The sequence below is a fragment of the Bacillus tequilensis genome (assembly GCF_012225885.1).
Taxonomy (GTDB): Bacteria; Bacillota; Bacilli; order Bacillales; family Bacillaceae; genus Bacillus; species Bacillus tequilensis.
This window is the reverse complement of sequence record NZ_CP048852.1, coordinates 1,609,341-1,631,669: the sequence shown is the minus strand read 5'-3', so window position 1 is coordinate 1,631,669 and position 22,329 is coordinate 1,609,341. Positions and strand designations below refer to the sequence as shown.

General features: G+C 41.9%; 25 protein-coding genes. All 25 read right to left on the bottom strand.

Annotated elements, in window-relative coordinates; genetic code table 11:
• The 25 genes from dxr to fliM all read right to left on the bottom strand — a co-directional run bounded on the left by dxr (nucleotide 1) and on the right by fliM (nucleotide 22,327).
• Nucleotides 1-1,152, bottom strand: coding sequence for a 1-deoxy-D-xylulose-5-phosphate reductoisomerase (dxr, locus tag G4P54_RS08660; RefSeq protein WP_167872371.1), 1,152 nt, complete (start codon nucleotides 1,150-1,152; stop codon nucleotides 1-3).
• A 61-nt stretch (nucleotides 1,153-1,213) separates the two neighbouring features.
• Nucleotides 1,214-2,023, bottom strand: a complete 810-nt coding sequence (cdsA, locus tag G4P54_RS08655) for a phosphatidate cytidylyltransferase (RefSeq protein WP_167872370.1) — start codon at nucleotides 2,021-2,023, stop codon at nucleotides 1,214-1,216.
• Nucleotides 2,024-2,026: 3 nt separating this feature from the next.
• Entirely contained in the window at nucleotides 2,027-2,809 is a 783-nt protein-coding gene (gene uppS / locus G4P54_RS08650; RefSeq protein WP_024716028.1) for an undecaprenyl pyrophosphate synthase, read from the bottom strand.
• Between the two features lie 130 nt (nucleotides 2,810-2,939).
• Nucleotides 2,940-3,497, bottom strand: a complete 558-nt coding sequence (frr, locus tag G4P54_RS08645) for a ribosome recycling factor (RefSeq protein WP_024716029.1) — start codon at nucleotides 3,495-3,497, stop codon at nucleotides 2,940-2,942.
• A gap of 1 nt (nucleotide 3,498) precedes the next feature.
• Nucleotides 3,499-4,221 (bottom strand): UMP kinase, encoded by a 723-nt coding sequence (gene pyrH / locus G4P54_RS08640; RefSeq protein ID WP_167872369.1) that lies wholly within the window; start codon nucleotides 4,219-4,221, stop codon nucleotides 3,499-3,501.
• Between the two features lie 145 nt (nucleotides 4,222-4,366).
• Nucleotides 4,367-5,248, bottom strand: coding sequence for a translation elongation factor Ts (gene tsf, locus G4P54_RS08635; protein WP_014663986.1), 882 nt, complete (start codon nucleotides 5,246-5,248; stop codon nucleotides 4,367-4,369).
• Nucleotides 5,249-5,349: 101 nt separating this feature from the next.
• Complete coding sequence (gene rpsB / locus G4P54_RS08630) at nucleotides 5,350-6,090, bottom strand: 30S ribosomal protein S2 (RefSeq protein ID WP_003220918.1); 741 nt, start codon at nucleotides 6,088-6,090, stop codon at nucleotides 5,350-5,352.
• Nucleotides 6,091-6,234: 144 nt separating this feature from the next.
• Nucleotides 6,235-6,735 carry a Swarming motility protein SwrB gene (locus tag G4P54_RS08625; RefSeq protein ID WP_167872368.1) on the bottom strand — a complete coding sequence of 167 codons (501 nt, stop codon included), beginning with the start codon at nucleotides 6,733-6,735 and terminating at the stop codon, nucleotides 6,235-6,237.
• A 28-nt stretch (nucleotides 6,736-6,763) separates the two neighbouring features.
• The gene (gene sigD / locus G4P54_RS08620; RefSeq protein WP_167872367.1) at nucleotides 6,764-7,528 is read right to left on the bottom strand and encodes an RNA polymerase sigma-28 factor SigD; all 765 of its coding nucleotides are present in this window, start codon (nucleotides 7,526-7,528) and stop codon (nucleotides 6,764-6,766) included.
• Between the two features lie 22 nt (nucleotides 7,529-7,550).
• Nucleotides 7,551-8,051 carry a chemoreceptor glutamine deamidase CheD gene (cheD, locus tag G4P54_RS08615; protein WP_024716032.1) on the bottom strand — a complete coding sequence of 167 codons (501 nt, stop codon included), beginning with the start codon at nucleotides 8,049-8,051 and terminating at the stop codon, nucleotides 7,551-7,553.
• Complete coding sequence (gene cheC, locus G4P54_RS08610) at nucleotides 8,048-8,677, bottom strand: CheY-P phosphatase CheC (protein WP_024716033.1); 630 nt, start codon at nucleotides 8,675-8,677, stop codon at nucleotides 8,048-8,050. Before cheC ends, cheD begins: the two co-directional genes overlap by 4 nt.
• 18 nt (nucleotides 8,678-8,695) lie before the next feature.
• Nucleotides 8,696-9,166: a chemotaxis protein CheW gene (gene cheW / locus G4P54_RS08605; protein ID WP_024716034.1), complete on the bottom strand. Its 471-nt coding sequence runs from the start codon at nucleotides 9,164-9,166 to the stop codon at nucleotides 8,696-8,698.
• A 21-nt stretch (nucleotides 9,167-9,187) separates the two neighbouring features.
• Nucleotides 9,188-11,203 carry a chemotaxis protein CheA gene (gene cheA, locus G4P54_RS08600; protein WP_167872366.1) on the bottom strand — a complete coding sequence of 672 codons (2,016 nt, stop codon included), beginning with the start codon at nucleotides 11,201-11,203 and terminating at the stop codon, nucleotides 9,188-9,190.
• 4 nt (nucleotides 11,204-11,207) lie between these two features.
• Nucleotides 11,208-12,278, bottom strand: a complete 1,071-nt coding sequence (gene cheB, locus G4P54_RS08595) for a protein-glutamate O-methylesterase CheB (protein ID WP_024716036.1) — start codon at nucleotides 12,276-12,278, stop codon at nucleotides 11,208-11,210.
• 1 nt (nucleotide 12,279) lies between these two features.
• On the bottom strand, nucleotides 12,280-13,176 hold the full coding sequence (gene flhG / locus G4P54_RS08590) for a flagellum location/number ATPase FlhG (protein ID WP_167872365.1): 897 nt from the start codon (nucleotides 13,174-13,176) through the stop codon (nucleotides 12,280-12,282).
• Complete coding sequence (locus G4P54_RS08585) at nucleotides 13,167-14,267, bottom strand: flagellar biosynthesis protein FlhF (protein WP_167872364.1); 1,101 nt, start codon at nucleotides 14,265-14,267, stop codon at nucleotides 13,167-13,169. The genes flhG and G4P54_RS08585 overlap by 10 nt, the downstream gene beginning before the upstream one ends.
• Nucleotides 14,267-16,300 carry a flagellar biosynthesis protein FlhA gene (gene flhA, locus G4P54_RS08580; protein WP_024716039.1) on the bottom strand — a complete coding sequence of 678 codons (2,034 nt, stop codon included), beginning with the start codon at nucleotides 16,298-16,300 and terminating at the stop codon, nucleotides 14,267-14,269. The genes G4P54_RS08585 and flhA overlap by 1 nt, the downstream gene beginning before the upstream one ends.
• Before the next feature lie 32 nt (nucleotides 16,301-16,332).
• Nucleotides 16,333-17,415 carry a flagellar biosynthesis protein FlhB gene (flhB, locus tag G4P54_RS08575; protein WP_024716040.1) on the bottom strand — a complete coding sequence of 361 codons (1,083 nt, stop codon included), beginning with the start codon at nucleotides 17,413-17,415 and terminating at the stop codon, nucleotides 16,333-16,335.
• Nucleotides 17,415-18,194, bottom strand: coding sequence for a flagellar biosynthetic protein FliR (gene fliR, locus G4P54_RS08570; protein WP_024716041.1), 780 nt, complete (start codon nucleotides 18,192-18,194; stop codon nucleotides 17,415-17,417). The genes flhB and fliR overlap by 1 nt, the downstream gene beginning before the upstream one ends.
• Nucleotides 18,195-18,201: 7 nt before the next feature.
• A complete protein-coding gene (fliQ, locus tag G4P54_RS08565; RefSeq protein ID WP_014113798.1) occupies nucleotides 18,202-18,471 on the bottom strand; it encodes a flagellar biosynthesis protein FliQ in 270 nt (89 codons plus the stop codon).
• Nucleotides 18,472-18,485: 14 nt separating this feature from the next.
• Complete coding sequence (gene fliP / locus G4P54_RS08560) at nucleotides 18,486-19,151, bottom strand: flagellar type III secretion system pore protein FliP (RefSeq protein WP_024716042.1); 666 nt, start codon at nucleotides 19,149-19,151, stop codon at nucleotides 18,486-18,488.
• On the bottom strand, nucleotides 19,144-19,803 hold the full coding sequence (gene fliZ / locus G4P54_RS08555) for a flagella biosynthesis regulatory protein FliZ (protein WP_167872363.1): 660 nt from the start codon (nucleotides 19,801-19,803) through the stop codon (nucleotides 19,144-19,146). The genes fliP and fliZ overlap by 8 nt, the downstream gene beginning before the upstream one ends.
• Before the next feature lie 14 nt (nucleotides 19,804-19,817).
• The gene (cheY, locus tag G4P54_RS08550; protein ID WP_003220882.1) at nucleotides 19,818-20,180 is read right to left on the bottom strand and encodes a chemotaxis protein CheY; all 363 of its coding nucleotides are present in this window, start codon (nucleotides 20,178-20,180) and stop codon (nucleotides 19,818-19,820) included.
• A gap of 25 nt (nucleotides 20,181-20,205) precedes the next feature.
• Nucleotides 20,206-21,339 (bottom strand): flagellar motor switch phosphatase FliY, encoded by a 1,134-nt coding sequence (gene fliY, locus G4P54_RS08545; RefSeq protein WP_167872362.1) that lies wholly within the window; start codon nucleotides 21,337-21,339, stop codon nucleotides 20,206-20,208.
• The gene (gene fliM, locus G4P54_RS08540; RefSeq protein WP_024716045.1) at nucleotides 21,329-22,327 is read right to left on the bottom strand and encodes a flagellar motor switch protein FliM; all 999 of its coding nucleotides are present in this window, start codon (nucleotides 22,325-22,327) and stop codon (nucleotides 21,329-21,331) included. The genes fliY and fliM overlap by 11 nt, the downstream gene beginning before the upstream one ends.
• Nucleotides 22,328-22,329 lie beyond the last annotated feature (2 nt).

Below are 22,329 nucleotides of genomic sequence, written 5' to 3'. Positions count from 1 at the left end.
TTATGTGAGTATTGAGTTGACGTATCCCCGGGTATCTTTGTCCACTTCTTGAATGTCCGCCAGACTCGGTTTTTTAATCAACTGATGGCGGGATAATGCCTTTTCGATACAGTCTTCAATAGCCAAAAACGGTATCTTGCCGGCTAAAAAGGCTGCGACAGCTACTTCATTTGCCGCATTAAGCACTGTCGGCATTGTTCCTCCTATTTTACCTGATTCAAAAGCAAATTGTAAGCATCGGAACCTGTCAAAATCAGCTCTCTCAAAATGGAGGGTGCCGATTTCCCATAATTCAAGCCTTTTCGCATCCGGCAATGGCAACCGGTCAGGATAAGTGAGCGCATACTGGATTGGGACTCTCATATCCGGGGTTCCGAGCTGTGCAATCACACTCCTGTCATGAAACTCAACCATTGAATGGATGATGCTCTCCTTATGTAAAACCACATCAATTTGTTCATACGGGATATCGAAAAGCCAATGTGCCTCGATCACTTCTAATCCCTTATTCATCATTGTAGCCGAATCAATCGTAATTTTTGCACCCATTGACCAATTTGGGTGTTTTAATGCGTCCTCAACTGTAACTGATTCGAGCTCCTCCCGCGTCTTGTCCCGAAAGCTCCCGCCGGATGCCGTAATGATGAGGCGGTCAATGTTTTTAGCCTGTTCGCCTTGAAGCGCTTGAAAAATTGCCGAATGCTCACTGTCAACAGGCAGAAGCGGAACATCATATTTCTTAGCATGTTCTTTTACTATATGCCCTGCAGTGACAAGAGTTTCCTTATTTGCAAGCGCAATTGTTTTTTTCTGTTCAATTGCCTTTAACGTCGGGATAAGACCGACGCTTCCAAGCAAGGCATTGACAACAATGTCAACCTCATCCATCACCGCTGCTTCTATCAGCCCTTCTTCTCCCTGCCCGATTTGGCATTCAAAAGAAAAAGACGTTTGTTTTAATTTATGATATGTATCCAGATCAGCGACAGAGACAAACTTCGGCTGAAAGGCCTCTATCATTGGAACGGCCTTATCAATATTTCTGCCAAACGACATAGATACCAGCTGAAATTGATCCTGATGTGTACGCAATACGTCAAGAGTCTGTTCGCCGATTGATCCTGTTGCTCCTAAAAGACAAATATTTTTCAAAGTTGCCACTACTCCTATTCTTTTTGCTGCATGATCAGTCTCATACTCATATTAGACTTTTTTATGAAAAAAGGGCAAGCAGAAAGTACAAGAAAGGCATGACAAACAAGAAACTGTCAAAACGGTCTAATATACCGCCATGCCCGGGAAGAATCTTCCCAGAATCTTTTACATCGTAATGTCTTTTCAAGGCGGATTCCACTAAATCTCCAAGTTGTCCGAAAACAGACAAAAACAGTGTGATCAACAGCAGATAGATATACGGGATCGGAAGATGAGCAACAAACTGAAAAATCGTCGCCAGTATAAGTGCGATAACAATTCCGCCTGCAAAGCCTTCCACTGTTTTATTCGGACTGATTTCAGGCCAAAGTTTTCGCTTGCCAAGCGATTTCCCGACAAAATATGCACCGGAATCAGTGGACCAAATGACAACACACGCGTAAAAAATGTATGTTAATCCATATTGGTCTAGATTTCTGATTTCTATAAAATAATGAAAACACATTCCGATGTAAATTGCTGCCAGTGTAATAAACCCGACTTCATCAAAAGTAAAGGTGTTTTTCACCAGCACTGTGTAAATCAGCAAAAGCAACACCGCAAACAAAGCGATTTCCATTTTCGAAATACCATTCGCTTCCAAAAACGAATACTGGCTTGGCAATAAGAACAGCCACAATAATAAAAGACCGATCACACCCGGCAGTGAAACCAGCTTCAGCTTTTTCATCCGTAAAAGTTCAAAAAGCGCTACACTGCCCATCACATAAATTAATACGGTGAACGGCAATTTCCCGACAATAACCAAAAATAAAAATACAATTGCTGCCAGAACACCTGTCAAAATTCTTTGTTTCATGTCCACCATCCTCTAAATTCCGCCAAACCTCCGGCCTCTCTGCTGATATTCTCCTAACGCCTGTAAGAAGTGATCTTCTTTAAAGTCAGGCCACAAGACGTCAGTAAAGACAAATTCACTGTAAGCAACCTGCCATAGCATAAAATTGCTCAGTCTAATCTCGCCGCTCGTTCGAATTAAAAGTTCAGGATCCTGCAAAGATTCAGTCATTAAATAGTTAGAAAAAAGAGATTCATCAATGTCTTCAATATTTAAAGAGCCTTCCTTCACTTTTTCCGCGAGTGATTTTGCAGCAGTGACAATTTCAGTGCGTCCTCCATAATTGAGAGCAAAATTTAGGATCATTCCGTCGTTTTGCGCTGTATCCACTACAGCCTTTTCAATCGCACGTAATGTGTGTGCCGGCAAAGCCGTTTTATCTCCTATGATCCGAACCTGTACATTTTCCTCAACAAGCTCTGGAAGATACGTATTTAAAAATTCTTCCGGAAGCTTCATGAGAAAATCGACTTCCATTTTCGGCCTCTTCCAATTTTCTGTTGAAAAAGCATACAATGTCAGCACTTTGACACCTAATGCGTTCGCAAGCTTTGTTGTCCTTTTTACCACCTTCATCCCTTCGTGGTGGCCTGCAATTCGGGGAAGAGAGCGTTTTTTAGCCCAACGGCCATTCCCATCCATGATAATGGCGATATGTTCGGGAATTTCTCCCTTAAGTATGTCTTCTTTTGTATAACGTTCTAAGTTGGAAGCCGCAGTTTGCTGGTTCTTCCAATTTTTGAGTATGTTGAGCATGAGATTCCTCCGTCACCCAAAAAGGTTACATTCCCTGCTGATAATCAATGTAATCAACAGTATTAACAAAAAAACCCCCTGTAAACATGAGAGGGTCTTTTCACTATTATCTATTGTACATAGTTTTTCATTAAACTTCCATGATTTCTTTTTCTTTGTCTTTTGTGACACTGTCAATTTTTGACACATATTCATCTGTCAGTTTTTGAACGTCTTCAGTTGAAGCGCGCAGTTCATCCTCAGTGATGTCTCCGTTTTTCTCAAGCTTTTTGAGATCATCGTTAGCATCACGGCGAACGTTTCGGACTGCTACTTTCGCCTCTTCAGCATATTTTTTCACTACTTTTACTAATTCTTTACGTCTTTCTTCCGTTAATGCCGGAATCGCAATTCGAATGATATTGCCGTCACTTGTTGGCGTAAGGCCCAAATCAGCTTTCAAAATCGCTTTTTCGATATCACCGATTGCAGTTTTATCATATGGCGTTACAACAAGCATACGAGCTTCAGGCACATTAATAGAAGACAGCTGATTTAAAGGTGTCTGTGCCCCGTAATATTCAACTGTTACTTTATCTAATAAAGATGGGTTTGCACGGCCTGCGCGAACAGTAGCCAATTCGCGTGAATAAGCAGCAATCGCTTTTTCCATTTTTTCTTTTGTTTGAGTTAATACTTCTTTTGACACGTTATTTCCCCCTTACAATCGTTCCGATAGATTCACCGATAACGGCACGTTTGATATTTCCTTCTTCCATAATAGAAAAGACGATAAGCGGAATGTCATTATCCATGCATAAAGATGATGCTGTTGAATCCATGACTTCCAGGCCGTCTTTTAGAACGTCAAGATAAGAAAGCGATTCATACTTAACAGCTGATTTATCTTTTCTAGGATCAGCATTATACACACCGTCAACATTATTCTTAGCCATTAAAATAACGTCTGCTTCAATTTCAGCAGCCCGCAGTGCAGCCGTCGTATCAGTAGAGAAGTATGGGTTTCCTGTGCCCGCAGCGAAAATAACGACACGTTTTTTCTCTAAGTGGCGTATCGCTTTTCTTCTTATGTACGGTTCGGCAACTTGTCTCATTTCAATGGATGTTTGCACTCTGGACTGGATTCCGAGTGTTTCCAAGCTGTCTTGAAGAGCAAGCGAATTCATAACAGTCGCAAGCATTCCCATATAGTCAGCAGTTGCACGGTCCATGCCCAGGTCACTTCCTGTTTTTCCGCGCCATAAGTTGCCGCCGCCCACTACAACAGCGACTTCGACTTCAAGCTCAGCGATTTCTTTCACTTGCTGTGCAATAGATTGAATGACAGTTGGGTTAATGCCGTTTCCCTGTTCTCCTGCCAATGCTTCTCCGCTAAGCTTTAATACGATACGTTTGTATTTTGGTTTTTCCATGATAACCTCCAAGTGTAAACATTGCCGTTTTCTATTATGCAAGAGAAAAAAAGGTTTGTAAATATAGTTTTAAAAATAGGGAACACAAATTGTGTCCCCTATACTGCCTGAAAAGACGCGGCTTAGCCGCGGAATCTTTTCGCCATTATTTTTTCACTTGGTTCATTACTTCTTCAGCAAAGTTTTCTTGACGTTTTTCGATGCCTTCTCCAACTTCATAGCGGACATAAGTTTGAACAGTTGCGTTTTTCGCTGCAACAACTTGCTTCACTTTTTCATCTGGGTTTTTAACGAACGCTTGGTCTAAAAGACAAATTTCTTCGAAGAATTTGTTCAGACGGCCTTCAACCATTTTCGCTACGATGTTTTCAGGTTTGCCTTCTTGAAGAGCTTGCTGAGTTAAGATTTGACGCTCATGGTTTGCTTCTTCTTCAGAAACTTGATCACGAGAAATGTAACGAGGGTTAACCGCAGCAACGTGCATTGCGATATCTTTTGCAATTTCTTCGTCAGTTGTACCGTTAAGAACAGTTAATACACCGATGCGGCCGCCCATGTGAAGGTATGCACCGAATGCAGAGCTGTCGTCTTTTGTAAGAACTGTAAAGCGGCGAAGAGTGATTTTCTCACCGATTTTAGCAACTGCGCTTGTGATGTACTCTTCAACGGTAGAGCCGTTTTCCATTTTTTGACCCATTGCTTCTTCAACATCTGCAGGAGCATTTGCAAGAAGGTGGTCAGCTAACGTGTTAAGAAGCTCTTTGAAACCTTCGTTTTTCGCAACGAAGTCAGTTTCAGAGTTTACTTCTAGGATAACACCTTTGTTGCCGTCAGTTTTAATCAGAGTAGAACCTTCTGCTGCAATACGGTCAGCTTTTTTCGCTGCTTTCGCAATCCCTTTTTCTCTTAAAAGGTCAATTGCTTTGTCCATATCTCCGTCAGTTTCAGTTAACGCTTTTTTACAATCCATCATGCCTGCGCCAGTTTTTTCACGCAGTTCTTTTACTTGCTGTGCAGTAATTGCCATTTGTATTCCTCCTTATATGTTTAAACAAGACTATGTATATTACACATTTTTCTTGAAAAAAGGTGATAAAAGGCAGTCCCTCTTATCACCTTTTGAATAGGTTACGCAGTTGTTGTTTCTGTTTCTGGTGCAGTTTCTTCAGCAACTTCCGCTTCTTCTTCACCTTGCTTCGCTTCTAAGATTGCATCTGCCATTTTAGAAGTTAGAAGTTTAACAGCGCGGATAGCGTCATCGTTCGCTGGGATTACAACATCAATTTCATCTGGATCACAGTTAGTATCTACGATACCGATGATAGGAATGTTTAATTTGCGAGCTTCCGCAACAGCGATGCGCTCTTTGCGAGGATCGATGATGAATAATGCATCAGGAAGATCCTTCATATCTTTAATTCCGCCTAGGAATTTTTCAAGACGTTCTAATTCTTTTTTCAATTGAACGACTTCTTTTTTAGGAAGTACATCAAACGTACCGTTTTCTTGCATTTTTTCAATGTCTTTAAGACGTTTAATACGTTTTTGGATTGTTTCAAAGTTTGTTAATGTACCGCCCAACCAGCGTTGGTTGACATAGTACATGCCAGAGCGCTGAGCTTCTTCTTTAACAGAATCTTGAGCTTGTTTTTTAGTTCCGACGAAAAGGATTTTTCCGCCTTCAGCAGCAAGATTTTTAGTGAAGTTGTAAGCTTCCTCTACTTTTTTGACTGTTTTTTGAAGGTCAATGATGTAGATTCCGTTACGCTCCGTGAAAATGTAACGCTTCATTTTTGGGTTCCAACGGCGTGTTTGGTGACCGAAGTGAACACCAGCTTCAAGCAATTGCTTCATAGAAATGACTGACATGTTATTTCCTCCTAATATAATGGTTTTTTTTCCTCCGCTTAAGTCATTTTTGTACAGAACTGCCGCCTGCAGCACCCTCTGCATAAATCGTTAAGCGTGTGTATTTAACACCAAGACATAATATAACACAGGTTTATCCGACAATCAAGAATCCTTTACACCTTTGGAGCGAAATTTTAAAAAGAGCTCGATTTCTGTCTTTCCGCTCTTCAGTTTCTGGGCAATTTGACTGGCTGAATACCCCTCTTCATATAATTCTATGACCTGATCTTCAAATGATTGGACATCGCTGTTTACGCTCCCTTCCTGACGCTCGACTGCAGTAATCAGACCTTCAATATGTTCGGGAAGATTTTCTTCTTGAACCGCATCCCGCTCTGAATCTTTTTCAACGTGCTGAAGGTCTGGCTTTTGAGTCTCTTCATCAGTTTGGCTTGAAGGTGAATCGGAATTGTCTATCAGTTTTTCATTTTCTTCCTTTAGCTCAAGAAGAAATGCCGCCAAGGTGTTTTCCGTCTCTTCAAGTATCTTCTTTTGCTGTTTTTCTGTTTCTTTCACAGCTGCGAGTCTCGTATACAGGATCATAACAGCATACAGAAGAACGCCGTGGAGGGTAAAGCTTAAAAGCCATAATAGTGTTGACATGTTTTTCACTCGCTAACCATGAAATTCATTATTGAATCACTTTCTCAAGCAGATTCTTTAATTTAAATAGTGCTTTTGAATGGATCTGTGATATGCGGGACGTAGAAAGGTTTAATACTTGTCCGATTTCTGTCAATGTCAGCTCCTCTTTGTAGAACAAACTGACCACCAGTTGTTCTTTTTCAGAGAGTTCGTGAATTTTTTCAGCAAGTTGTGCAATCAGTTCATCCTTCATAATCTTTTCTTCAGGGGGAACATTTTTGTCATCTCTGATCATGATCTGAATGTTTTCACCGTCATCTTGATCATTAAGCTTTTCATCAATTGACAGCAGATTTGCAAAAAAACCTTCATTCATTGTTGACACTACATCCTGAACCGTCATTCCGAGTTCCTCTGCAATTTCAGCGGGCGATACGTTCCGAAGATAACGCTGCTCAAGCTTTTCAATTGCTGCTTCAACCTTCTTTGTTTTTTCACGTGAGGTTCTGGGCAGCCAATCTTCTTTACGAAGCCCGTCTATGATTGCGCCGCGAATTCTAAACGAGGCGTAGGTATCAAATTTTAAGTCCCGGCTGGGGTCAAATTTTTCAAGGGCATCATATAAACCAAGCATACCAAGGCTCATAAGATCGTCTTTATGCACTGATTTCGGCAGTCCGACAGAAATTCTGCCTACATGATATGTGACAAGCGGCATGTAACGGCGCATTAGATCATCACCGGCTTTAGGATCCTTCCACTCTTTCCAGCGCGTCCAAAGCACCTGATCTTCATAATTCAAGGATTGCATTGTTATCCCCCTAATACCTTAATTAAATCGTTTTTTCACCTTGTTTAACAGTTCGAATATGCAGCATGCAGGACTTCGGTTCAAATTCTATCGTCCGGCCGCTAGAGCCGCCCGTATCTTCACTAATAATAGGAATATGATATAAAGACAGCTGTTCCTTTATCGCTAATACATTTCTCGGTCCGATCTTCATCAAATCATTTGTCGATTTAAATTTAAACATTTCTGATCCGCCGGCCAGCTTTGCTTTTAATGCAAATTTCCGGCAGCCAGCTTCAATCAGCATATCAATCGTGGTCTTTACGGCTGTGTCAGCGTACTTAGCCCGATTGAGTTCGGCCGTTTTCGATAACGTCGAATCGGGCAGCATGACATGGACAAGCCCCGCCGTTTGCTTTTCTTTATCATAAAGCACCAGCCCCACACATGATCCCAACCCAGAGGTCCTGATGGTGTCCGGGAAGCGGGCAATCTTCACGTCGGCAATTCCAACCTTTACAACAACAGCCTCAGTTGTACTCATAATGATGCACCCAATGCGACAAAGAGCTTTTCAAATGAATCATAGTCCGGCAGCATAAACATATGCGCTTTCAGCTCCTGCTGATGGCTTTGGTCAAAAATTGACGTGTCGACAACGATAGCGTGTTCTCCAACCTGGCTTAGCTCCATCAGCCCTTCGCTGATCACAGCGCCGAACATGTCCAATGAAACTTCAGGAACACTTGGATAAAGCTGAAGCTGCGTCAAATCCGCCAAGGCTGTTAAATATGATCCTGCTAAAATATTGCCCAGTTCATGCAAAGCCGATGAGCTCATATGATCTTCACCTAAGTCCTCTATATCAAAGTCGGGGTTTCCAATCAGATCTCTGATAAACTGTTCCGCCTGGTAAAAAGGCATTATAAAGAACATCGAACCCGTCAAATCGCCTTCCATTCTTAAAAAGATGCTGGCAACCGGGGTATCGGCGCCGCCGAAAAAATCTACAAGCTCATCGAAAGACAGCAGCTTTGCAAACGGGACTTCCATATCTATCTTTCTATTTAACAGCTGGGCCATTGCAGAGGCGGAGTGGCCGGCGCCTATATTGCCGACTTCCCGCAAAATGTCCATCTGCTCTTCTTTGATTCCATTAAAAATACTCATGTCATAACCCCTTTAAGATTAAGCTTGATCGGGCACAGCGGACTGAGATGATTCTTTATCCAAAACCGCGTTCGCATCAATAATATTTAAGAGTCTGTTCTCTTGTTTTACAATCTGTTCAATCGACACATCCGTATCTTTCTGGATGCTTTCTGGAGCGGATTCGATTTCACTTTCGTGTACGGTAATCACATCATTCGCTTCATCCACAATCCAGCCGATTTCAGTATCACGATAAGCAATAATGATAATTCGTGTTTCATCAGTAATTTCATTCTCTGGCAAATTCAGACGCTTTCTTAAATCAATAACCGGAGTCACCACCCCGCGCAAATTGATTACCCCGCAAATATATGGTTCAACGCCTGGCACTCTCGTTGGCTTTTGCCATTTTTCAATTGATTTCACCTGAGCGACGGAAATGGCATACTCTTTGCCATTTACCATAAAAACAATCATTTTTTCGCCGGTTTTAATTTCTGCAGTCATGTGAGACACCTCCTCGAATGGTTAAATAATCAGTGCGTTACAATCAATAATGAGCGCTACATCTCCGTCTCCTAAAATAGTAGCTCCGGAAATGGCAAAGACGTTTGCTAAATAATCTCCGAGTGATTTCAGCACAACTTCCTGCTGACCAATAAAGGAGTCCACCACAAATGCAGTAGGTTTGTCGCCTTTTTTCACGATAATGATATGGAGCTGTTCCGCGTCTTGCCTTGTATCATCTATTTTAAACTCGTCTTTTAAATAAACGACAGGGACAATGTGCCCTCTAAAATCAATTACTTCACGGTCATGCGTTTGTAAAATGTCTTTTCTGTCAATAACTGCTGTTTCAATGATTGAAGAAATCGGAATAGCAAATGTCTCTTCTTCCAATTTGATCAGCAGAACTGAAATAATGGACAATGTCAGCGGAAGCTGGATGCTGAATAAAGAGCCTTGACCTTCAGCAGATTTCACACTTACTGAACCGCCAAGAGACTCCAATTTATTTTTCACAACGTCAAGACCGACACCGCGGCCGGAAATATCAGAAATTTGATCAGCAGTTGAGAACCCTGGAGCAAAAATCAATTCATAAATTTCATTGTCTTCTAAGGTTTCTGCTTCTTTTTCCGTAATGACCCCGCGTTCAAGCGCTTTTTCAAGAATTTTTTTGCGATTAAGGCCTGCACCGTCATCCTCTACTTCGATAAAGACATGGTTGCCGCTGTGATAAGCTTTAAGCACAACTTTTCCTGATTCCGGTTTTCCTTTTTGCAAACGTGTTTCCGGCGACTCAATCCCATGGTCAATACTGTTTCTGATTAAGTGAACGAGAGGATCTCCGATTTCATCAATCACTGTTCGATCCAGTTCAGTTTCAGCACCGACGATCGAGAGTTCGATTTTTTTATTCAGCTCTTTTTGAAGCTGACGAATCATTCTCGGGAACCGGTTAAAAACGGTTTCAACCGGAACCATTCTCATATTGAGAATAATCGATTGCAAATCTCCGGAAATTCTCGTCATTCGTTCAACCGTTTCAGTCAGTTCATTGTGCTCAAGCTCTTTTGCAATCTGCTCAAGACGCCCGCGGTCAATAACAAGCTCTTCAAATAAATTCATTAAAGAATCAAGTCTGTCAATGTTGACACGAATTGTTTTAGATCCACCCGCTGCATGCTTCGCCTGCTCATCGTTTTTAGCAGGCTGTTTTTGATTCTCCTGCTTCACAGGTACAGGTGCTGGCGAATCTGCAGGCTTAGATTCTACCGGCTTTTCAGCTGATGTTAAAGGAGCTCCTTGAATGACTTCAACATGCTCAATTTCTGAAACGCCATTGATTAATTGTTCAATCTCTTCCGCTGATTGATGTGTTAAGAAGCAAACTTGAAAGTCCGTGCCGAAATCTTCTGTTTCAAGCACTTCCGCACTTGGGATTGTTTTGGCCACTTCTCCGACTTCATTAAGCTTTTCAAACACCATATAGACACGAACTGCTTTTAGCATACAGTTTTCATTCAGAGAAATTTTGATTTCAAATCGCTTAAAGCCTTGTTCCTCCGCTTCTTGTATCACAGTTCGTTCAAATTCGTCATATTCCCAATCAGTGGCTGAATTCTGTGCTACTGCAGGTTCCGCAGAGGCAGCCGCTTCAGCGTGCGCACCATTCACATCAAGCTTTGCGCTTACTTCTGAGATATCTCTTTTACCATCCCCGCCGTCAATGATAGACTGAACCATAGCATCCAAGTGATCCAGAGCTTCAAACAAAATATCCATCCAGTCTGAGGTAACTGCCATTTCTCCGTTTCGGAATGCATCCAGCACGTTCTCAAGCAGATGGGTTAGATGTGCTAAATCCGTATAGCCCATCGTTGCGCTCATTCCTTTTAATGTATGGGCAGCTCTGAATATATCATGAACGAGCTGAAGGTCAGTCGGGTCTTTCTCTAAAAGAAGAAGCTTTTCATTACATGTTTGTAAATGTTCTTTACTCTCATCAATAAAGACATCTAAATACTGATTCATATCCATTGAATCACACCCTCTCTTTTTTCACACAGCTTGTGATGGATGCTGCGATATCTTCCACATGTTTAATCTCATGAATGAGGCCCGCTTTAACAGCTGCTTTCGGCATCCCATATACGACACAAGATTCTTCAGACTCCGCAATGGTTTTCACATTGCCTGCCGTTAGCAAATCCTTTAAGCCGGCAGTTCCGTCACTGCCCATTCCGGTCATGATAACCGCTACTTTTTCATAGTCTGCCAGTTTACCGACAGAACGGAACAAATAATCCGCTGATGGTTTATGACGGCTTGGTGTATCGACATTATCAAGAACAATCTGGAGTCCTCCGCTGTTTTTGATAACGGATATGTTTTTTCCGCCCGGCGCTATGTAAACACAGCCGTTAAGAGCTTCCTCACCATCTTTTGCTTCTTTTACTTGAATGTCAGATAAATGATTCAGCCGCTCAGCCAAAGAAGCAGTAAAACCTTCGGGCATGTGCTGAACGACAACCACTGGTGCATTCAAATCCTTAGGGAGCTTCGGTATCACCTTTTGTAATGCTCTTGGGCCGCCTGTTGATGTGCCGATACATACAATCTGTCTGCCTGTGCCGGATTTCAGTTTGCTTAATTCAGGCTTTACAGCACGCACTATAGGTTCAGGGCGGACCGCCTGCGGAACAGGCGGTTTATGCTTGCCGGAAAGTCCAGCCGCGACGACACGCTCAACTAATTGTTCTTTAATTTTGTACAAATCCAGAGATATCGAGCCTGATGGCTTTGTGATAAAGTCAAAAGCACCGATCTCTAAACAATTAATTGTGCACTCTTTCCCTTTTTCGGTCTGGCTTGACACCATGATGACCGGCAAGTTATAAATTTCAATAATTTTACGCAGTGTGTCCGTCCCATTCATGACTGGCATTTCAACATCAAGTGTAATAACGTCCGGATTTAGTAATTCAATTTTCTTAAGCGCTTCTTCTCCGTTTCTCGCAGTTCCGATTACTTCTATCTGCTTTTCCTCGGTCAGAAAATCACTTATCATTTTTCTCATAAAAGCTGAATCATCCACTACAAGCACACGAATCAAATTAAGCCCTCCTCATTAAAAAAGAAGATAATTTCTCTATAAATGTCTGTTTGTCTTCTTTGTGTCTCGTTTCTTCTCTTTCAAACAAGGCGTCCGCTAAAAGACGGACTGACCGGCTGGCTTTTGCCTGAGGACTTTTTATGAAAAAAGGAACCTGTTCGACAACTGCTTTGCTCACGATCGGATCATCAGAAACGGAACCGGCAAACTGAACCTGAACATCCAAAAACATATGAATCGTGCGGGAAAGGCGGGTAAAAGCGTCTAGCCCTTCCTTTTGATCACGGCACCGATTGACAGCCACCTTCATTGAAAGTTTACTTTCAGTCAAAACCAAATGTTTGACAGCGCTGTATGCGTCCATGATGGCCGTCGGTTCTGGAGTCGTAATAATCAAAATATCTTCTGCGGATAAGATAAAAGGCAGCTGATCTTTCGATAGGCCCGCTCCCAAGTCAAACAGCACGTAATCGAACTGGCTTAACGCATGAGAAAGTTCATTGGCAAAAAACGCCCATTTTCTCTGATCCAGCTGAAACATTACATCCAGACCGGTTCCTCCTGATATATACCGCAGACCCTTTGGCCCAACGGATAATGACTGCATCAGCGGCTTATGTTCGGTTAATACGTCGATAATCGTGGCGGACGATGTGTTACCCATCAATATATCAATGTTTCCCATCCCGATATCGAGATCAATGAGCAGCACCTTCTTACCTTTATCCTGCAGCACAAGGGCCATGTTTAAAGTAATATTGGATTTTCCGACACCGCCCTTGCCGCTGATGACAGCAAGTGTCTTCGCTTTTTGTGAATAAACCATTGGCAGAACACGCTGACGCTTTTCCATTTTCGCCCGTAAAGTCGCTGCTTGGTCCAATCTGTTCATCTGCACAGCATCCTTACAAATTCATGCGGAGACACAGTCTTTATATCCTCCGGCACATTCTGGCCGTTTGTAATAAACCCGGCGCCTATTTTTGATTCTGCCAGTATATTAAATACAGAACCTAAGGAAGCAGTTTCATCTGTTTTTGTAAAAATAAACTGATTGACAGGGACGGATGAAAACCGTTTGACAATATGCTTCATATCTTCATATTTTGTAGTTGCCGATAAAACGAGAAATGACTGAATGGCACTTCCAAAAGGAATCGTTTCTTTCAATTCATCAATATATTGCTGTTCCTTGAAGTTTCTTCCGGCTGTATCAATAAATACATGATCATACTCAGAAAACAACTCCTTCGCCTGCTGAAATTCTTCTTTTGTATAGCAAACTTCCAGCGGTGCCTGCAGCAGTTCGGCGTATGTTTTCAACTGTTCAACAGCTGCAATACGATACGTATCTGTTGTAATAAAAGCGATTTTTTTCTGTTTTTCAAGCATAGATATGGCTGCGAGCTTAGCCAGCGTTGTTGTTTTACCAGCGCCAGTTGAACCAAACAGTACAATATACTTTGAATGTATAGACTCCTGCCACTTGTCTGTTGAAGGCAGCGCGTCGCATAGTATATCCTGAAGTTTGCCGGCCACGTTTTCTTCAGTAAGACCCCCCGCTTCCACAGAGAAGCGAAGCAATTTTTTTAGAGCGTTCGTCTTTGTTGATTCTTTAATCCCCGTTTCATCCAAAAGCTTTTCTGCTTTTCTCAACGGCTCAGGAAGTACTGATTGATAAGCTGAAAAATCACCGGGCTCTTGTTGCGCCGGCATTTGAGAGAGATACGGCCCCTCCTCTATTTTCGGACTGCTGACCGGAGTTTTTAATGTTTGTTTCGGCTCAGCTGCTTTTTGGGGTGTTTTTTTCTCAAGAAAGTCTTGATCCAATACGGCAATTACTTCAACAGCAGGCTTTTTGATGAGTCCAAACCATTTTCGCTTATTAATTTTTTTCGAATTTAATATGACTGCTTCATTACCTAATTCTTTTCTGATGAGAAGTGCCGCTTCTTGCATTGAAGCAGCAGTAAATTTTTTTATTTTCATTAAATATCCACCACTCCAATGCTTTGTACCTCAACATTCGCTTCAAGTTCGTTATAAGAAAGTACCGGAAGGTCAGGGAAGTATCGTTCCAGAAGCTGTTTCACATACATTCTGACAGGCGGCGAGCATAGAAGAATTGCGGTTTCCTGACGCAATGAAAGCTGTTCGGCTTCTTTAGCGACAGAGCGCACAATGCTTTCTGAAACATCTGGTTCAAGCGACAAATAATTACCGTGTTCCGTTTGCTGTACACCGTCTGCTATTGCCTTTTCTACACGGCCCGAACAAGTCACGACCTTTAACACTTCACTTTCCTTGGCAAACTGGGCTGTAATTTGTTTAGCCAGCGCCTGTCTCGTATACTCTGTCAAAAGATCGGAATCAGTTGTTAATTTTCCATAGTCAGCAAGCGTTTCAAAAATCGTGACTAAATTTCGGATAGACACTTTTTCTTTTAAAAGCTTAGCCAGCACCTTCTGAACCTCACCGACAGACAACGGATTCGGCGTAACCTCTTCCACAAGGACCGGGTACGTTTCTTTCAAGTGATCGATCAGCTGTTTCGTCTCCTGTCTTCCGATCAATTCGTGGGCGTGCTGCTTAATTTTCTCCGTAATATGGGTTGAAACGACTGAAGCAGGATCGACAACTGTATAACCAAGCATGTCAGCTTCATCCTTTACAGCTTCGCCAATCCATTTTGCCGGCAGTCCGAATGACGGTTCAACTGTTTCAATTCCTTCTATGAGATCGTCTTCAGGCGTAGGCGACATCGCTAAGTAATGATCAAGCAAAAGCTCGCCTTTCGCTACTTCATTTCCTTTAATTTTCAATCGATATTCATTAGGCTGAAGCGCTATATTGTCTCTGATGCGCACAACAGGAATGACAAGTCCGAGTTCCAGAGCCAACTGACGGCGAATCATCACAATTCGATCTAATAAATCACCGCCTTGATTGGCATCAGCAAGCGGGATCAGACCATATCCGAACTCAAATTCTATCGGGTCTATGTGCAGAAGCTGAACAACGCTTTCAGGGCTTTTAAGGTCGTCAACCTCAGCCTCTTCCTCAAGTATTTCATCCACTTCTTCTTTTTCCTTACCTGATTTAGATAACGTATAACCGCCGAAAGCAAGCAGTCCCGCAAGCGGTCCCGTCAGAAAAATGCCAATCGGAGTGAAAATACCAAGAAGCAAAATCGTAGCTGCTGCGACGTATAAAAGCTTTGGATAAGCAAACAGCTGACCTGTAATATCATGACCTAAGTTTCCTTCAGAAGCAGCTCTTGTTACGACAATACCTGTAGCTGTAGAAATGAGCAGCGCTGGAATTTGCGAAACGATTCCATCCCCTACAGTCAGCATCGTAAAGTGTGAAGCGGCTTCTTGAATTGACATGCCCTGCTGAAGCATTCCGATCACGATACCAAAGATAATATTGATCATCACAATGATGATTCCGGCAATCGCGTCGCCTTTAACAAATTTACTGGCACCGTCCATTGCTCCATAAAAGTCTGCTTCTCTTGCCACTTTTTCGCGGCGGTGCTTCGCTTCCTGTTCGGTAATCATCCCTGCGTTTAAATCAGCATCAATACTCATCTGCTTCCCTGGCATTGCATCGAGCGTAAACCTTGCTGCCACCTCGGAAACACGTTCAGCACCTTTCGTAATGACGATAAACTGAATAATAATCAGGATGATGAAAACAACGAGTCCAACTAGTACATTTCCGCCGACAACGAAATTTCCGAAAGTCTCGACGACTTTTCCTCCCTCACCATGTGAAAGAATTGAACGGGTAGTTGAGACGTTCAAGCCCAAACGAAATAGGGTTAAAAGCAGCAACAGTGACGGAAATATCGAAAACTGAAGCGCTTCTTGCATATTCATTGTGGTAAGAAGCACGATCAACGCAAGAGAAATATTAATAATGATTAAAATACTTAACAGCCATGGAGGAAATGGAATCACCAGCATCGCCACAATGAGGACCACACTTATTAAAACGGATAAATCTCTTGTTGACATGCTGTTTTTTCTCTCCTTTTAAATCGAAAAATTCAATATACTTTTTGTTTGGTTTTATATACGTAAGCCAGAATTTCTGCCAAGACTTTAAAAAACTCTTCCGGCACTGCCTGGTCAATTTCTACCTGATCATATAACGCACGGGCAAGCGGTCTGTTTTCTACCATCATGACATCATGCTCTTTAGCGATTTTCCTGATTTTTAACGCTAAATGGTCAACACCTTTTGCAACAATATAAGGAGCGTCCATTTTTTCTTCGTCATATTTCAGGGCAATCGCATAATGGGTCGGGTTAGTGATAATCACATCTGCTTTTGGGACTTCCTGCATCATCCGCCTCATCGCCATTTCCCGCTGTCTTTGTTTAATTTTTGACCTGATAATCGGGTCTCCTTCAGATTTTTTGTACTCATCTTTTATATCCTGCTTTGACATTTTGATATTTTTCTCATAGTCAAACCTTTGATATAAATAGTCGAGACCAGCAAGTATCAACAAAGCTCCTGCACCGCTCAGCCCCATCCATAAGGTGAGTTTTGATACAAAAGAAAGTACCTCTCCGGGTGTCAGGAGCGGGAGCCGGAGAATTTCTCCATAATGCAGCCAAAGCACAGCGAAAGCCGCAAAACCGACAACTGTGATTTTCAATATAGATTTAATCAGCTCTACAATCGCCCTCATGCTGTATATTCGTTTAAAGCCTTTGATCGGGTCCAGCTTTTCAAGCTTAGGCTGTATCACTTCAGCAGAAAACAAGAACCCAACCTGCATATAGTTGCTTACGACCCCTGCAACAAGAGCGACAAGCAAGATCGGTGCAAGTATCATGCCCATATCCTCTAATAAGCTGATAAACAGCGTGTGCACATTTGATTCTGAAAGCTTCATTGTGAGCGAATCGGTATAAAACATTTCTATAAATGAAAGCAGCTTGTCTCTCATATACGGACCAATCGCAATAAACGAAAGGAATACGACTAATAAAGAAATGGCGGTATTAACATCCGAACTTTTGGCTACCTGCCCTTTTTTTCGCGTATCCTTCCGTTTTTTCGGAGTGGCTTTTTCTGTCTTTTCTCCCGCAAAAAACTGCAGGTCAATTCTAAGCTTCATTAAGAAACACCGACCAATGCTAAAAGATTCCGCATCGTTTCAATCGTCAAACCGAAAACATTCCGCACAACAACGAAAATAACGGACATACACACAATGAGCATGATAAAACTGACAGCGATCTTTAAAGGCAGACCGACCACAAATACATTTAGTTGCGGAACAGTCCGAGCCACAATACCTAATGCTAAATCAACTAGAAACAAACTGGCCACAACCGGCGCTGACATTTGAAAAGCGATAATAAACATCGCATTAAAGCTTTTCGCGATAAAATAAGCAAACTTTTCATCGCCGAAATTCGGAAATGCCTGATCAACTGAAATATACTGAAAGCTATAGTAAATACCGTCCAGAAGCAAATGGTGGGCATTGACACTAAGCATAAACAATAGTGCCATCGTATAGATAAACTGGCCGATCAACGGACTTTGTGCACCGGTTTGCGGGTCAATTACGTTCGCAATTGAAAATCCCATTTGAAAATCAATAAACGAGCCGGCAATCTGAACTGCGGCAATCATCATATAAGCGATTAAACCTAGACAGAGACCAACCAAAGCTTCCTTAAACGCCAAGAGCATATATTGCTCATCTATCTCCAAAGAGGGCGGTTTATCAATGGTGCTGAAACAAATGACTGCGAGAAAAAAAGCAAATCCAATACGATGAACAGCCGGGACATTTCGGTGTCCGAACAGCGGTATCGTTACAAAAAAAGCAGAGATTCTAATAAAAACCAATAAGAAGGCAGGAAATAAATCAATAATCGAATTCATCTCTACATTACCCTGCAAAACGATTTAAATTAGAGAACAACTCTGTTGTAAATGAAAGAATGGTCGACAGCATCCATGGACCAAAAAAAATCAGGGCCAGAAGAACCGCCACGATTTTCGGAATAAACGCCAAAGTCTGTTCCTGGATTTGAGTTGTTGCCTGAAATATGCTGACGATTAAACCGACCAGTAAAGCGATAGCCAGCAATGGCGCACTGATCATCAGCGTTACGTATACGGCTTTTTCCGCCATAGAAATTACAAATTCTGAACTCACGTTTAGCACCTACCCTAAAAGCTCTGAAGCAAAGATTTTACAATTAAATACCAGCCGTCTACTAAAACAAAAAGTAATATTTTAAAGGGCAGAGAAATCATAACTGGAGGGAGCATCATCATTCCCATTGACATTAAAACGCTCGCCACTACCATATCTATAATTAAAAATGGGATAAAAATCATAAAACCGATTTGAAACGCTGTTTTAAGCTCTGATATCGCAAAAGCCGGAACCATTGTTGTTAGCGGAATATCCTTTAATGATTCAGGTTTATCCATTTTTGCGTAATTCATAAACAGCGCCAGGTCCTTCTGCCTTGTGTGTTTACTCATAAATTCTTTGATCGGTTCCTCAGCTTTTGTATACGCTTCGTCCAAGCTGATTTTGTTGTCCATCAATGGGGTCAGCGCTTCTTTATTAATCTCTGAAAAAGTAGGAGCCATAATAAAAAACGTTAAAAACAGCGCAAGCCCGATGAGAACCTGGTTTGGCGGCATAGATTGTGTCCCCAGGGAAGTCCGGACAAATGACAGAACAATGACGATGCGAGTAAAACAAGTCATAAGAATCAAAATTCCAGGCGCCACTGAAAATACAGTTAACAATAACAGTAATTTAACAGTTGAACTAACGTTTTGCGGATCGCTCGAATTGAAAATATTTATAAACTCATTCATGATGACGTGGGCCTTTCTTCTTTCCTTCAGAACGGTTTTGTTTTAACTCCTCAAGCTGCTCTTTTAATGCTTTTGAAAATGAAGGCAGTTTTTGCTGCGGCTGATGTTCAGAGCCCTTCAGCGGCTTTACAAACTTTTTCCACTCTATCTTGCTTGACATTGCCTCTTCATGCTGGCTGAGAATAGCTTCAATCTCTTTTTCATCTTCAATTTCTTTCAGCAGCTGAATCGTCTCTCCTACACCGACGACGAGCACACTTTTTCCAACTTTGACCAATTGGATGGATCTGTTTTGACCAATCGATGTGCCGCCAATATTTTCAACATATTGGAAAGGTTTTAGAAGGCGATTTCTTTTGTTCATGAGCTTAACCAGCCCGTAAATCAGCACGACAACAAACAGTAAAGCGAAAATCATCTTCACAAAATCAAAAGCTGAGACAGAAGGAGCAGCCGCTCCCTCCGTCTCATCAGCAGTTTGTGTTGTTTTTTCTTTCTTTTGCTCTGACTTATCTGCAGTTTTTTCATCTTTCTTTTGAAACCATTCGTTTACAGTTGAATTATCAGAGCCTGCCGCGGCTGCAGCAATCGGATGTACACTGAATAAAACGAAAAAACATATAAAAGCGATGAAATATTGACTCTTTTTCAACAGTCGTACACCCTTTAACTTAATGTTTTGTTGATTGCTTCAAGCACACGGTCAGCCTGGAATGGTTTTACGATAAAATCCTTAGCGCCGGCCTGAATGGCATCAATAACCATTGATTGCTGACCCATAGCAGAACACATAATGATTCTTGCTTGTGCATCAATTTGTTTAATTTCTTTTAATGCTGAAATCCCATCCATCTCTGGCATTGTGATATCCATAGTAACAAGATCAGGAGAATGCTCTTTATACTTTTCTACTGCTTGTGCTCCATTTTCTGCTTCTGCTACTACTTCAAATCCGTTTTTCACCAAAATATCTTTAATCATCATTCGCATAAATGCTGCGTCATCTACAATTAAAATTCTGTGTGCCATAATCAATCTCTCTCCTTGTGTTTCGTTATTTTAAATTATTAATGCGCTCTGCCTGGCTTAAAATGTCAGTGACTCTTACCCCAAAGTTTTCTTCAATGACAACGACCTCGCCTTTGGCAACAATACGCTGATTAACTAAAATATCTACAGGTTCACCGGCTAATTTATCAAGTTCAATAATACTTCCGGCAGAAAGCTCCAAAATCTCTTTTACGCTTCTCTTCGTTCTGCCAAGCTCAACAGTAATCGAAAGCGGGATATCCAAAAGCATATCCAGGTTGTTTATAGGGGCTTGCGAAGCCTCGTTTGGATCAAACGCGGAAAATTCCACCGGAGAAACCTGAACAGGCGCTGCTTTTTTCGGTGTTCCCTGCCTTTTTGGCGGCTGCTGCGGCTGCTGTTCATTACGCGGCTCTGGCATGACAGGCTCTTTCGGCTGCTCATATGCAACATCAGGCTGCACCGCTGTTTCTTCCTCTGCACTTTCTGTGTTCATAAGACTTGAAATTAAATCTTTCGCAAATGTCAGCGGGTAAAGCTGCATAATGCTGGAGTCTATTAATTCTCCCACCTTTAAGTTGAAAGAAACTTTCACCAGCATTTCATCATCAGGAATACGGTCTGTTCCCTTTTCTTCAGTAACATCGAGCAACTCAACCCGAGGCGGTGAAATATCAATTTTTTTACTGAATACAGTAGACATTGATGTAGCGGCTGATCCCATCATTTGGTTCATTGCTTCTTGAACCGCACTTAAATGGATTTCACCCAGTGAAGGGTCCGCACCTTTTCCGTCTCCACCGATCATTAAGTCAGCAATGATCGCCGCGTCATTTTGCTCCACGACCAGCAGGTTGCTGCCGCTGAAGCCCTCTGTATAATTCACTTCAATCGCTACATACGGTTCAGGAAACGCATCGCTGATTTTACTTTTAGGAATGACAGTTACACTCGGAGTCGTAATATCGACCTTTTGATTTAAAAGCGTTGAAAGTGCTGTCGCAGAACTGCCAAATGAAATATTTCCAATTTCACCGATTGCATCACGCTCCATTTCCGACAAGTCATGTACTTCCGGAACCTCTGGCTCATCCGGCGTGCTGCCTGTGCCGTTAAGAAGCGCGTCAATCTCATCTTGAGATAATCTATTATTCTCCATCTTGTTCACCTCTTATGTCGTGATCTAAAATTTGCACTGCCTGTTTTCGATTCACCCGGCCGGCTTGTCCTAAAAATTTCGGCTTATCTCCGACCAATACAGTAAGAGGATCTGTGACTGATTTGTCTAAAGTTATGCAGTCTCCGACTTCTAAAATTAAAAACTCTTCTATTGTCAGTTCAGATGTGCCGAGCTCGGCCACGACAGGTATTTGTGCTGTCATGATACGTTTTTCAAGCGACTTTGTTTCCTCAGGCTTAGGCTCATTTCTATCTGATTGCATCCAATAGTGGACTGAAAGCTTCGGTATGAGCGGCTCGAGGACGATATGCGGGATACAGAGATTAATGACACCGCTGATTTCACCGATTTGAGTATTGAGTGAGATGACCACGACTGTCTCATTAGGAGATACCATCTGAACGAATTGCGGATTCACTTCAAACTCAGTCATTTCCGGTTCAATATCAGCAATTGACTGCCAAGCTTCTTTATAATTTCCCAGTGCATTTTCAAATAAATTAGAAATGATTTTTGTTTCAATTTCTGTTAAACTATCAACCTTATTATGACTGATTCCAATCCCGCCCATTACCCGATCCATCATCGCATAAGCAATCGTCGGGTTAACCTCCATCATAATTCTGCCTTCCATCGGGTGGACGTCAAACAGATTTAAAATCGTCATATTCGGAATGGATCTGATAAATTCCTCATACGGGACCTGGTCAACAGAACTGACAGATATGTGAATATAGGTTCTGAGCTGAGCAGAAAAGTGTGTCGTTAGAAGTCTTGCAAAGTTGTCATGAATTCTCGTTAAACTGCGGATCTGATCCTTGGAAAAACGCAGTGCACGTTTGAAATCATAAACCTTCACTTTCTTCTCTTTTTCTTCTTTTTTCAGCTCTTCAGCGTCCATTTCACCAGTTGATATTGCAGAAAGCAGTGCATCTATTTCATTTTGGGAGAGAACTTCTCCTGACATTT